At 35.7% G+C, this 12,863-nt stretch carries 12 protein-coding genes; all 12 read left to right on the forward strand.

Translation table 11 applies throughout. The features are described from left to right. Positions 1–15: 15 nt before the first annotated feature. Positions 16–1,554, forward strand: coding sequence for an ABC transporter ATP-binding protein (locus HMPREF0391_RS05565; RefSeq protein WP_002835953.1), 1,539 nt, complete (start codon positions 16–18; stop codon positions 1,552–1,554). A 111-nt stretch (positions 1,555–1,665) separates the two neighbouring features. After that, positions 1,666–3,024, forward strand: coding sequence for a tRNA uridine-5-carboxymethylaminomethyl(34) synthesis GTPase MnmE (mnmE, locus tag HMPREF0391_RS05570; RefSeq protein ID WP_002835954.1), 1,359 nt, complete (start codon positions 1,666–1,668; stop codon positions 3,022–3,024). Position 3,025: 1 nt separating this feature from the next. Further along, complete coding sequence (gene mnmG, locus HMPREF0391_RS05575; protein ID WP_002835955.1) at positions 3,026–4,909, forward strand: tRNA uridine-5-carboxymethylaminomethyl(34) synthesis enzyme MnmG; 1,884 nt, start codon at positions 3,026–3,028, stop codon at positions 4,907–4,909. Further along, on the forward strand, positions 4,909–5,601 hold the full coding sequence (gene rsmG / locus HMPREF0391_RS05580; RefSeq protein WP_002835956.1) for a 16S rRNA (guanine(527)-N(7))-methyltransferase RsmG: 693 nt from the start codon (positions 4,909–4,911) through the stop codon (positions 5,599–5,601). Before mnmG ends, rsmG begins: the two co-directional genes overlap by 1 nt. Positions 5,602–6,385: 784 nt before the next feature. Then, positions 6,386–7,618 (forward strand): competence/damage-inducible protein A, encoded by a 1,233-nt coding sequence (locus HMPREF0391_RS05585; RefSeq protein ID WP_002835957.1) that lies wholly within the window; start codon positions 6,386–6,388, stop codon positions 7,616–7,618. 52 nt (positions 7,619–7,670) lie between these two features. Beyond that, positions 7,671–8,417, forward strand: coding sequence for a ParA family protein (locus HMPREF0391_RS05590; RefSeq protein ID WP_035109386.1), 747 nt, complete (start codon positions 7,671–7,673; stop codon positions 8,415–8,417). Beyond that, positions 8,417–9,226, forward strand: coding sequence for a ParB/RepB/Spo0J family partition protein (locus tag HMPREF0391_RS05595; RefSeq protein WP_002835960.1), 810 nt, complete (start codon positions 8,417–8,419; stop codon positions 9,224–9,226). The genes HMPREF0391_RS05590 and HMPREF0391_RS05595 overlap by 1 nt, the downstream gene beginning before the upstream one ends. Beyond that, on the forward strand, positions 9,223–9,858 hold the full coding sequence (locus tag HMPREF0391_RS05600; RefSeq protein WP_002835961.1) for a cyclodeaminase/cyclohydrolase family protein: 636 nt from the start codon (positions 9,223–9,225) through the stop codon (positions 9,856–9,858). Before HMPREF0391_RS05595 ends, HMPREF0391_RS05600 begins: the two co-directional genes overlap by 4 nt. Next, on the forward strand, positions 9,858–11,015 hold the full coding sequence (locus HMPREF0391_RS05605; RefSeq protein ID WP_002835962.1) for an aminotransferase class V-fold PLP-dependent enzyme: 1,158 nt from the start codon (positions 9,858–9,860) through the stop codon (positions 11,013–11,015). The genes HMPREF0391_RS05600 and HMPREF0391_RS05605 overlap by 1 nt, the downstream gene beginning before the upstream one ends. Then, positions 11,002–11,490 (forward strand): DUF4446 family protein, encoded by a 489-nt coding sequence (locus HMPREF0391_RS05610; protein ID WP_002835964.1) that lies wholly within the window; start codon positions 11,002–11,004, stop codon positions 11,488–11,490. Before HMPREF0391_RS05605 ends, HMPREF0391_RS05610 begins: the two co-directional genes overlap by 14 nt. 24 nt (positions 11,491–11,514) lie before the next feature. Then, complete coding sequence (pta, locus tag HMPREF0391_RS05615; protein ID WP_002835965.1) at positions 11,515–12,486, forward strand: phosphate acetyltransferase; 972 nt, start codon at positions 11,515–11,517, stop codon at positions 12,484–12,486. Position 12,487: 1 nt separating this feature from the next. After that, a complete protein-coding gene (locus HMPREF0391_RS05620; protein ID WP_230454519.1) occupies positions 12,488–12,844 on the forward strand; it encodes a hypothetical protein in 357 nt (118 codons plus the stop codon). Positions 12,845–12,863: the final 19 nt, after the last annotated feature.

Consider the following 12,863-nt stretch of genomic DNA (forward strand, 5'->3'; position numbering starts at 1 on the left):
ATTTCAGAGGGTAATATGATAAAAAACAATGTTAAGAAGAAAAATCTTATTTTATATTTTGTTGCGATAGTTCTCACATGGACAGAGGCTTTGGTGAATCCTGTAATAGTATCATTGATTATAAAATCATTTGAGAATAAAGACACAGTATTTTTGATGAAAGCACTTGTGTTTGGGATTTTGTGTGGAATTATAATGCTGATAGGTGATAGTGGAAAGAGACTTTACTATTCGTATGTAATAGCTGATTTTAGAGAATCTTTTAAGTTAAAAGTGTTCAATCATTTTTTAAAAAGTGAAAATCATATCGATAATGATATTGTCAGCAGTATAGAAAAGGATTCAAGTCAAATTGAAAACAACTACATTGAACCAACGGTAATTATTATATCGTCGATTGGTTTTACAAGTGTTTCCATCATTTATGCACTAACAAGAAATTTCCTTTTGGGGATGCTTTTTATAGTATTCTACAGTATTCCAGCGCTTATGAGTAATTACGGGAGTAATAGATTAGATAATAAATCTGAAGAATTATCAAAAGCTGATGATGCTTTTATGAATAAATTACAAGACATCAAAAATGGAAGAAGCATCATCAAAATTTACAATGTATCCGACTTTTTCATTAATTTGTATCACAAATATTTAAAGCAGGATGTGGATACTTATAAGGGATATGAAATTATACGAACAAAAAACAACATTGTGATTAATTTGGTTGATATAGTATGCTCTATGATTCCTCTTATTCTTGGAGGGTATTTGAGTTTTAATGGTAAAATATCGTCAAGCGTATTCATCAGTGTTTACTTAGTTAGTTATAATATAGGATATCAGTTCCAAGAACTTGCATATTTTAATAATACACGTTCATCATCAAAGTATCTCTTAAAAAAGTACGACTACATTTATCAAGATATTGATAATGTAGAAATAAATCTTAATGATGAAGTTTTTCCAATTACTTTTGATAATTTGAGTTTTTCGTATGATGATAAAGATATTATTAAAGATTTTAATTTTAAGATAGAAAAGGGTGACAAGGTCGCAATTATAGGAGAAAGTGGTTGTGGTAAAAGTACATTATTGAATTTAATATTTAATAATTTAACAGCATCTAAAGGAAGTATTATGTTTAATAAAAAGGAATTATCAACCGCTGAGATCAGGAGTTTTACTAGCTTTATATCACAAGAAAGTTATGTTTTTAATCTTAATTTAGAAGATAACATTACTTTAGGAGATAATGATATTAATTTAGAAAAATTAAATGGAATAATTGATAAGTTACAGATAAATCATCTTAAATCCAAAGTTTTATCCAATGATAGTTTGTCAGGAGGAGAAAGACAAAGGGTAGAAATTGCAAGAGCAATGTATCACGACAGAAAATTAATTTTAGCAGATGAAATAAAGTCTAATTTGGATAAGAAAAATAGAGAAATAATAGATGATATTATATTCTCTTCAAAAAATACAGTAATAGAAGTAATTCATCAATACGGTGACGAAACTTTAAAAAAATACGATAAAGTTATAGATATGAGGTAAATAACGGGCTTATGACTTCAATATAGTGAAGTTGTAGGCTCTTATTTATTTGTAATCTTTTTGTATGATATAATATAATATTACTATAAAGAATGAAAGGATAGACTAAATATGGACGATTGTATTGCAGCTATTAGCTCTGCTACTGGTGAAGCGGGAATTGGCATTGTTCGAATGACTGGAGAGGGTTGCGTGGATGTGCTTGATTCTGTGTTCAAAAGGGCTAATGATAATGCTGATTTAATAAATAGAAAAATGACTTATGGCCACATTGTTGACGATAATGAGATCGTCGATGAGGTCTTGGTTTGTTATATGAAGGCTCCTCACACTTACACTCGTGAGGATGTCGTGGAGATTTACACTCACGGTGGGGTTGTCGCTGTGAGAAAGGTGTTGGAAGTTCTGTTAAATAATGGTGCAAGACTTGCTGAGGCAGGTGAGTTCACTAAGAGGGCTTTCTTGAACGGTAGGATTGATTTGTCTCAAGCTGAGGCGATTATCGATATGATTAAGGCGAAGACTGACAAGGCGTACTCTGTGAGTATGAAACAGTTGGAGGGTAGTGTTAACAGAAATATCAAACAGTTGAGAGACCAATTGTTGGATATGCTATCTCATGTGGAGTATTCTATTAATTTTACTGAAGATATGCAGGACGAATTGGACAACACTCCTGTTTTGAACGAGGGCAAGGAAGTTTTGGATAAGCTTAAAAAGCTTTCTGAGAGTGCAAACAGAGGTAGAATTATCAGAGATGGTATCAATACTACGATAATTGGTAAGCCAAATGTAGGCAAATCTTCTTTGTTGAATGCTTTGTTGAAGGAAAACAGGGCTATCGTTACGGATATTCCAGGAACTACTCGTGATGTCATCGAAGAATACATCGATTTGGACGGGATAAGTCTGAAGATTAACGATACTGCAGGTATTAGAGATACTGAGGATATCGTGGAGAAAATCGGTGTCGAAAAATCTGTGTCTTTTATTTCTGATTCGGATTTGATTATTGCGATTTTCGATTCTTCGAGAGAGTTTGACGATGAGGACAGGAAGATTTTGGATCTTATTCGAGATAAAAAGTCGATTGTTTTGTTGAATAAGATTGATTTGGATGGTGGATTTGATTTCGATGAAAATTTGGAAGGAATCGAGGTTATTCGCATATCTATCAAGCAAAACGAGGGTATTGAGGATTTAGAAAACAAGATTATAGAGATGTTTAATGACGGATATATTGAAGCTAATAACGACAATATTATCACCAACATTAGACATAGAGATATTATTAACAAAGCTATTAAATCTTTGGAGAGTTCACTTCACGATATGGAATGTGGTGTTCCTATCGATTGTTTCGAGGTTGATTTGAGAAATGCTTGGGAAATTCTTGGCGAAATCACTGGAGAAACTGTGGATGATGATGTGTTGAACAAGATTTTTAGCGATTTTTGTATAGGTAAATAAAATGGATAGATTATATTATGAAAATCCCTACGATGTCGTGGTTGTAGGAGCGGGTCACGCTGGTTGCGAGGCGGCGTTAGCTACGGCGAGATTGGGGTTAAAGACTGCGATTATGAGTATAAGTTTGGATTCTGTGGCTGATTTGCCATGTAATCCAAACATTGGTGGCACTGGAAAGGGTCACTTAGTGAAGGAAGTTGACGCATTAGGCGGCGAGATGGGGCTTGTTATCGACAAGACTTACATTCAATCGAGAATGTTGAACACTTCCAAGGGTCCTGCGGTTCACTCATTGAGGGTTCAAGCGGACAAGAGAAAATACCACGATGAGATGAAAAGCGTGTTGGAAAACACTGAAAACTTGGATTTGATTGAAGCGGAAGTCGTGGATATTGGGGTTGAAGACAACAAAATAAAATCCGTAACTACTGCACAGGGAGCGATTTTCCCAACAAGGGCTGTGATTCTTGCGACTGGGACATATCTTAAAGGACTTGTGATGATGGGTGAATACACTTATGAATCAGGGCCTCACGGTATGAAATCATCTAAGAAATTATCAGATTCTTTGAAAAATTTGGGAATTGAACTTAGAAGATTTAAGACTGGAACTCCTGCGAGAGTTCACAAGGATAGTTTGAATTACGAAGTGATGACTGTGCAACCTGGTGATGACGATGTTATTCCTTTTTCGTTTTTGAATGACGGCAAGGATATTTCAAAGAAGCAAGAAAACTGCTATTTGACCTACACTACACATAAAACAAAACAAATTATTGAAGATAATTTGGAGAGATCTCCGATGTATGCTGGAATTGTAAAGGGTGTGGGTCCACGTTATTGTCCTTCGATTGAAGACAAAATCGTTAGATTTCCAGACCGCGACGAGCATCAAGTATTTGTGGAACCTGAAGGTTTGAGCACGAAGGAAATGTACATTCAAGGTGTGTCATCGACTCTTCCAGAAGAGGTGCAAAAAGAAATGTACAAGACAATCATTGGTTTCGAAAACGTGAGATTTATGAGAAGTGCGTACGGAATCGAATATGATTGTATTGATCCTACTATATTAAAGAGAACTTTGGAACATTTGGAAATCAATAATTTGTTCTTTGCAGGACAAATCAACGGATCCAGTGGATATGAAGAAGCTGCCGGTCAAGGAATTATCGCAGGAATCAATGCTGCTATGAATTTGCTTGGCAAAGAGCCATTTGTATTGGATAGATCAGACGCGTACATTGGCGTATTGATAGATGATTTGGTAACCAAAGGAACTAACGAGCCATACCGAATGATGACTAGCAGATGTGAGTATCGTTTGACTTTGAGACAAGATAATGCTGATTTGAGACTTACTGAAAGGGCTCACGAGATAGGTCTTGCAACAGATGAAAGATACGAGAAAATGCTTCACAAGAAGAAGACGATTGACGAGGAAATCGAAAGATTGAAGTCAATAATGGTGACTCCAACAGAAGAAACCAACGAAAAATTGAGAAAACTTGGATCATCAGAACTTAAAACAGGCATTAATTTGTTGGATTTAATCAAAAGACCAGAATTAACATACGATAAAACAGAAGAATTTGACGTTAATAGACCAGAACTGCCTAGATATTTGAGACTACAAGTGGAAACTCACATCAAATACGAAGGCTACATTGCAAAACAAATGAGCCAAATCAAGCAATTTAAAAAGCTTGAAAACAGAAAACTATATATGATTGAAGATTACAAGGAAGTTATGGGCCTTTCCAATGAAGCTGTACAAAAACTTAATGACATCAAACCAGAATCGTTGGGTCAAGCGAGTCGAATTAGCGGTGTAAGTCCTTCTGACATCAACGTTTTATTGATTTATATGGAAACGAGGAAGAAATAATGTCATTAAAAGAAACATTGAACGATTATGAAATACAATTGGATGACAATCAAATAGATTTGCTGTTAAAATACATGGATTTGGTGTTGGAAAAGAACAAAGTAATGAACTTGACAGCAATCACTGAAGAAGAAATGTTTCACGTGAAACATTTTGTGGATTCCTTGTATGTGTTGAATTTGTTCGATTTTGAGGAAAACAAAACTATAATTGACGTGGGAACTGGGGCAGGATTTCCAGCTATTCCAATAAAAATAGCACGAAATGATTTGAAGTTCACATTGCTCGACAGTTTAAGAAAAAGAGTTGATTTCTTAAGGGATGTTATAGATGAACTACAACTTACAGACATCAAAGCAGTCCACGAAAGAGCAGAAGAATGCACGAGAACTGCTGAATACAGAGAACGATACGATTATTGTATATCACGTGCAGTGTCAAAGCTTAATACGTTGGCTGAGTTCTGTTTACCATTTGTAAAAGTCGGAGGATACATGATAGCCATGAAGGGCAAATCCGACGAAACAGACGTAGGAGAGAACGCAATCAAAATCCTCGGTGGCAAAATAGAACAAACTATTGATTACAAAATAGATGACGAGGACAGAAGCTTGGTTATAATAAAGAAAATCAAAGAAACTCCGAAGAAATACCCACGTGGTGGCGGCAAACCAAAGAAAAACCCACTATAACAAAGAAAATTTAAGTTTAAAATACTTCACAATGATAAGCAGAAAACCGAATTGACTCAAATATCTAGCTTACGAAAACAAACAAATTCTAAGCTTGTGAATCTGAAATTGCAAACTCGCTGACGCTCAGAAAGTGCAATTTCTTAACGATTCACTTCGCTTGAATTTGAGGTTGTTTTCTCCAGATGATATTTTCCGTCAATCGCGGTAATCTGCTTTTTGTTTGTCAAGATTTATGAGGAAAAGAAAAAAATATTTCTCGTGGGATTTGGATTGCTACGGGAGAGGGAGGAAAATACTTCACAATAATAAGCAGAAATCTGAATTGACAATTAAGAGGGACAATATTATAGTAATTGCTAAAAATAGAAGAACATTTTTGCACGAATATCTGACTCCATAAATTGGTGATTTGTTAATCTCGAACCACTAAAATCCAAAACTCGAGCTAAAGCTCTCAAACAGTTGGATTTTTGACGTGGTTCTTCGATGTATAATCACAACAATTTATTACGTATGATATTCTTAGCGAAAAAGCATTCTACTTTTTTGCTTGGCTAGTTTAAAAAAGATCAGGAAAAAAATATTTCTCGTGAGATTTTGATTGATACGGGAGAGGGAAGAATGTTTTTCTATTTTTATTCCACAAATGTTTCACGTGAAACATTTTAAGGATAATTTCATTAGTGATATAATTTAATTGTAAATGGAAAGAAAAACGACGCTCTGAGAGGCGTTTTAAGGTGGGTAAAACGAAATATAGGTAAAACACTATGGAGGAGACATGAAAGTTCAAATAATAGCCGTTGGGACGGAATTATTGCTAGGAGACACTTTGGATACGAATTCTAACTACCTTTCTATCAAAATGAGAGAGTTGGGGTTTGATGTGTACAAGAGGGTTGTGGTTGGAGATAATTATGACAGGTTGTACAAGGAAATTGAAGATGGTTTAAAACAAAATGATTTGATTATCACGACGGGTGGTTTGGGACCGACTGAAGATGATATAACAAAAAAATGTTGCTGCGATTGTCTTGGCAAGGAAATGGTTCTGAACGAAAAAAGCTATGCTAAATTGAGGAAGTATTTTAACGAAGATGAAAAAGCGATTCAAGGCAATATCAAACAATGTATGTTTCCTGAAGATGCGATAGTTTTTGAAAATTTCAATGGAACTGCAGATTGTGCGTTGATTGAAAATAATGGCAAGAGAATTTTATTCTTACCAGGACCACCAGCTGAGATGAAGCCTATTTACGAAAACCAAGTTCAACAAGTCTTGGAGCAATTTGCGACGGACTGTATTATTTCTGAAACATTAAACATATCTATTCTTGGAGAATGGGACATGAATGAGAGGGTCAAGGACATCATTGAATCGTCAACCAATCCAACAGTTGCTCCATATTTCAAAAAAGACAAGAGGATACTAAGAATAACTGCAAAAGCATCAGACAGACAAACAGCTCTTGACATGATTTCTAAGAAAAAACAAGAACTTAGAGACAGACTTGGCGTGTATGTTTTCGGAGAAAATGATGAATCTATCGAAGAATCTATGTACAAGGTGTTAAAAGAGAATGATTTGTCGATTATGACGTCAGAATCTATTACGGGCGGTATGATTGCATCTAAACTTGTGAATGTGTCTGGTGTTAGCGATTATTTAAAGAGGTCATTGGTGGTGTACTCTGATGAGGCGAAGATTGAGTTACTTGGCGTTAATCCTGATACTATCGACAAATACGGAGTTGTGAGTGAAAATGTTGCGTTTGAGATGATCGAGAGAATGTTTGAAAAATTTCATGTCGACTGTGCGATATCTACGACTGGTTTCGCGTCAGGAGAAAATGCTGGGCTTGTTTACGTTGGGTTGGGATACAAAAATGAGATAAAAACGCTGAAATTACAGCTTCACGGAGAACGAAATAAAATCAGAAATAGAGTTTCAAATCGTGCTTTGGCAGAGTTGAGACTGATGATTTTAGAAAATGTTTCACGTGAAACATTTTAAATCAAATTAGAACTTTATTTGTGCTATAATAAATATGAAAGGAGCTGTAAATTTGAAAACAATATGTGTATTTAATCAAAAAGGTGGAGTAGGTAAAACTACTACTGTCGTTAATTTGTCAGCAGCTCTTGGTTTGAAAGGAAAAAAAGTGCTTGTAGTGGATTTGGATCCGCAAGGTAACACGACTTCGGGCTTTGGAATCAACAAGTTTGAACTTCAAAAAAGCATGTACGATTTGATGGTTCACGACGATTTTGATGAAGATTTTATCATCAAAACTGAAGAAAAAAACGTGGATATAATCCCAGCAACGTCTGATTTGTCAGGTGTAGAGGTGGAGCTTATAAACACTGATGGCAAAGAAAAGGTGTTATCTAAGATACTTTCTAATGTAAGTGGATATGATTTTTGCTTTATAGATTGCCCTCCATCTTTGGGGACGTTGTCTATTAATGCGTTGGTGGCGGCAGATTCCGTTCTTATACCTATCCAATGTGAGTTCTATGCGCTTGAGGGCGTGAGCCAGTTGATGAACACTATTAATTTGGTGAGAAGTTCGCTCAACGAAAACTTAGAGATTGAAGGTATCGTTATGAGTATGTTTGATGGTAGAAATAATCTTAGTTTGGAAGTGGTGGAAGAAGTCAAGAAATACTTCAAAGACAAGGTGTTTACGACTATGATACCGCGAAATATAAGATTAGCAGAAGCTCCAAGCTATGGAATGAGTGCGTTATCGTACGACAAAAATTCCAAAGGATCTATTGCTTACACAAGACTAGCGGAGGAATTTTTATAATGGTTAGGAAAAAGGGATTAGGAAGAGGCTTAGATGCTTTAATACCACAAAATATTATAGAAACGACAAGTTCTGATTCGATCGTTAATATCGAATTATCGAAAATAATTAGAAGAGAAGATCAACCAAGAACACATTTTGAAAAAGACAAAATACGTGAGTTAGCAAATTCTATCAAAGAATACGGCGTTATTTCTCCAATTATCGTTCGTAAAAAGGATGATAAATACGAGATAATCGCCGGAGAAAGAAGGTTTTTGGCGAGTTTAGAGGCTGGTTTGTCTGAAATTCCTGCTATTGTTAAGGAAATGGAAGATAGTGAGGTGGCAGAAGTGTCACTTATAGAAAACATTCAACGTGAGGATTTGAACGCTGTTGAAGAGGCCGTAGCTTACAAAAACTTGATGGAAAACTACAACTTAACCCAAAAAGAATTGGCAGACAAATTGTCCAAATCAAGATCATATATAGCGAACACTTTGAGACTACTTAACTTGGATGAGTTGTCACTAGAACATTTAAAAAAAGGCGACATAACATCATCACAAGCTAGAAGTTTACTTGCTATTGACGATATGAAAAAGAGAAAAGCTTTGTTGGACAAGCTACTATCCAAGAAAACAAATGTCAGAGAAATAGAAAAAGTATCCAAGGAAACAGACCCGTTTTTGTTGGATTTGCAAAATAGGTTTTTGGAGAAATTCTCTACCAAGGTTAGAATTAAGCCAAAAAGAAAAGGCGGAAGTATAGAGATAGAATATCTATCAAATGAAGATTTAGAAAGGATTATGGAGATATTAGAGCTATGATGTTTATGGATCAAACTTTAGAAGAATTTATTAAAAATGTAAACTCAAAGGAACTTCCAGGTGGAGGTTCTATCAGCGCGTTGACTGCGCTATTAGGAGTAGGAATCGGAAACATGAGTTTCTATCTAACTGAGGATAAGAAGTCTTTCAAAGCATTAGACGAAAAAACTCAACAAGAAATCAGATCTCATGTAGACAGACTTACAGAAATTATCGAAGAATTAAAGGGAAAAATGGTTGAAGATACTAAAAGCTTTGACTCTGTTCTTCAAGCATACAAATTACCAAAGGAAACTGACGAAGAAAAAGCATACAGAAAGAAAATGATAGCTGATGGATACATCATCGCTACAGAATCTCCAATGTCTTCTGCTAGAATTATGATGGAAGCAATGGAACTTGTAAAACAAATTGCAAAATATATCGATAAATATGCAATAACAGACCTTCTTGCAAGTGCATATTTATTACATTCTAGTATGAAATCAGTAATGTTGAACGCCAAAATCAACATGAAACAACTTGGAGATAGCAAGAAAGTAGCTGACGAAATCACAGCATTAGAAGACAAATCAGAAGTTTTATTGAGGGAAATTGAAGAAGTTTCATACAAGAAAATAGGTGAGGTATAATGACTTATTTCGATAATGCTGCGACGAGTTTTCCGAAACCTGAGATAGTTTACGAAAAACTTGACGAAGCAATGAGAGAATTTGCCGCAAATCCAGGAAGAAGTGGACATAAATTGTCACTTAAAATGGATAGGGCGATTTTTAATTCTAGAATGAATATCGCGGAATTTGTCGGCGGAACGAATCCTCTTAATTTGATTTTCACATTGAACTGTACAGATAGCTTGAACATGGCAATCAAAGGACTTGTAAAAAAAGGCGACCACGTTATCACGACATCTTTGGAACACAACTCCGTTCTCAGACCTCTTCACAAAATGCAAGAAGACGGCTTTATCGATTTGACGGTTGTGTACGCTGATGAACGCGGGATTTTGGATGTCAAAAAGGTTGAAGAAGCAATAACTGACAAGACCAGAGTTTGCGTGACAACTGCTATGAGTAACTTGACTGGAACTATCGTTGATTTCTGTAAAATCGGCGAAATCATGCACGATCACGATATCTTATACATCGTCGATGCTGCACAAGCGATGGGGTATTTGGATTTTGACATGAAAAATATGCCGATAGATGTGTTGTGTTTCCCTGGACACAAATCATTGTTTGGGCCAATGGGAACGGGCGCTATGTATATTAAAGAAGGAATTGATGTTAAAAGTTTGAAACAAGGTGGAACTGGATCTCACTCACAAGATTTGGAACAACCTGACGAATATCCTGACAGATTAGAAGCTGGAACTATCAACGGACCTGCAATCTATGCGCTTTCAGCCGGTGTAGATTTCATCAAACAAGAGGGTTTGAAAAACATTAGAGTCCACGAAAATAAACTTAAAGATAGATTTATAAATGGTTTGAAAGATGAAAAGGGTATAATATTATATGGCAGTTTGGATGAACACCAAGGACCAGTTGTGCCTGTAAATGTTGAAGGAATCGGGTCGAGTCAGTTGGCATACATCCTAGATGACAAATACGATATCGCAACGAGAGCTGGAATTCACTGTGCGCCACTTGCACACAAGACAATTCACACACAAGACATCGGTGCTGTGAGGTTCTCATTTGGCCATTTCAACACTGAAGAAGAAGTGGACAAAGCGATTGAAGCGTTGAAGGAAATCAACAGAGGAGACAAAGATGGGGCAATCTAGTGCTATGAACGTGATCATAATAATTCTTATGGTGTTTGTGGTATTAGTTTCCGTGATAAATTTCCGTAAAATCAACATCGTCAACAAGAAAGTCAACAGGGTCAAAAGGAGATACGATGCGCTTTTCAGAGCGCAAGATGGCGACATTGAAGATATTTTGAATCAAAATTCTACAGATATCGTGGCAAATCAAAAAAGAATCGAAGAATTGTCCAAAACATTGGAGTCTGTGGAAACTTTACAAGCAATATCGCTTCAAAAAATCGGCCTCGTAAACTACGACGCATTTGAATATTTGACTAACAAACTCTCATATTCACTATGTTTGTTGGATGCCAACGACAACGGGCTTATAATCACGTCGATTTTCGGAAGAGAACAATCTACAAGCTACATCAAAATCATAACAAACGCTAAATGTAGCGAAAAACTAAGCGAAGAAGAAAATGAAGCTTTGAAGAAAGCTTTAAAATAAAACATTGTAATAAAGGAGAAGAAAATGGATATATTTGAATCATTGAAATCAAAAATCTCAGGCAAAAACTTAAAAATAGTATTTCCTGAAGGAGAAGAATTAAGAATTTTAAAAGCAGTAGCTAGATTGAACGAAGAGAAAATCATAACTCCTGTAATTTTAGGCGACGAAAACAAAATCAAAGAACTAGCATCACAAGAAAACTTAAACATCGAAGGAGTTAAAATCATCAATCCACTTACAGCAGATGATTTCGATGAAAAAGTAGCAAAATTTGTTGAAAGACGTAAAGGCAAAAACACTGAAGAACAAGCAAGAACTATGCTTAAAGATGTAAACTACTACGGAACAATGATGCTTTATTGTGACGAAGTGGACGGACTTGTATCAGGTGCAGTTCACTCAACTGGAGACACTGTAAAACCAGCACTACAAATCATCAAGACAAAACCAGGCACAAAACTTGTATCAGGTGCAATGGTTATGATTGGACCAAACGGCGAAAGATACGTATTCTCAGACATCGCCATCAACATCGAATTATCCGAAGAACAATTGGCAGAAGTTGGCGTAGTAAGCGCTGAAACTGCAAAACTTTACGACATCGATCCAAAAGTTGCATTTCTTTCATTCTCTACAAAAGGCTCTGCAAAACATCCATTTGCAGAAAAAGTTGCTAACGCTACTAAAATCGCCAAAGAAATGGCTCCAGAACTTCCAATCGATGGGGAATTACAATTTGACGCAAGTATCGTTGAATCTGTAGGAAAACAAAAAGCTCCGGGCTCAAACGTTGCAGGTCACGCAAATGTGTTCGTATTCCCAGATTTACAAGCAGGTAACATCGGATACAAAATCGCTCAAAGATTAGGAAAATTCGAAGCAATAGGACCTATCTTGCAAGGAATGGCAAAACCAGTTAACGATTTGTCCCGTGGTTGCAACGAAGAAGACGTGTACAAGTTAGCTCTTATCACAGCTGCTCAATCATTATAAAGTGAAAAACAATAGACTGTTCACGCTAATAACATATGTCGTATTCTTGTTATTCTCAGGATTTTTAGTAGAAATCGCAATATCAGGCAAGAATTTAACAAGAATAATGCTAATAGTTTTCGTAGCATCCTTATTAGTCGTGACTAAAATGATTTACGACAGAAGAGATGAGGACATATCATCTTTGAAAGAATTGAGATTGTATTTGATTGCAAGTGCAGTAGTTTCCGTAATGGCAATAGTAAAATATTTCAAAGAATTCTCATTTAGTAGAATATATATGCCTTTTGCATTTGCAATAATCATACACTTAGTTTATACACTAATATATAAAAATAAATCAAAAACACAAAGATAGGTGAAAGCCTATCTTTGTC

It is taken from the genome of Finegoldia magna ATCC 53516 (genome assembly GCF_000159695.1).
GTDB lineage: Bacteria > Bacillota > Clostridia > Tissierellales > Peptoniphilaceae > Finegoldia > Finegoldia magna_F.

What these genes read in the sequence shown, in the direction of transcription:
- HMPREF0391_RS05565 (WP_002835953.1), top strand. Translation starts at nt 16, where the DNA reads ATGATAAAAAACAATGTTAAGAAGAAAAATCTTATTTTATATTTTGTT.
- mnmE (WP_002835954.1), top strand. Translation starts at nt 1,666, where the DNA reads ATGGACGATTGTATTGCAGCTATTAGCTCTGCTACTGGTGAAGCGGGA.
- mnmG (WP_002835955.1), top strand. Translation starts at nt 3,026, where the DNA reads ATGGATAGATTATATTATGAAAATCCCTACGATGTCGTGGTTGTAGGA.
- rsmG (WP_002835956.1), top strand. Translation starts at nt 4,909, where the DNA reads ATGTCATTAAAAGAAACATTGAACGATTATGAAATACAATTGGATGAC.
- HMPREF0391_RS05585 (WP_002835957.1), top strand. Translation starts at nt 6,386, where the DNA reads ATGAAAGTTCAAATAATAGCCGTTGGGACGGAATTATTGCTAGGAGAC.
- HMPREF0391_RS05595 (WP_002835960.1), top strand. Translation starts at nt 8,417, where the DNA reads ATGGTTAGGAAAAAGGGATTAGGAAGAGGCTTAGATGCTTTAATACCA.
- HMPREF0391_RS05600 (WP_002835961.1), top strand. Translation starts at nt 9,223, where the DNA reads ATGATGTTTATGGATCAAACTTTAGAAGAATTTATTAAAAATGTAAAC.
- HMPREF0391_RS05605 (WP_002835962.1), top strand. Translation starts at nt 9,858, where the DNA reads ATGACTTATTTCGATAATGCTGCGACGAGTTTTCCGAAACCTGAGATA.
- HMPREF0391_RS05610 (WP_002835964.1), top strand. Translation starts at nt 11,002, where the DNA reads ATGGGGCAATCTAGTGCTATGAACGTGATCATAATAATTCTTATGGTG.
- pta (WP_002835965.1), top strand. Translation starts at nt 11,515, where the DNA reads ATGGATATATTTGAATCATTGAAATCAAAAATCTCAGGCAAAAACTTA.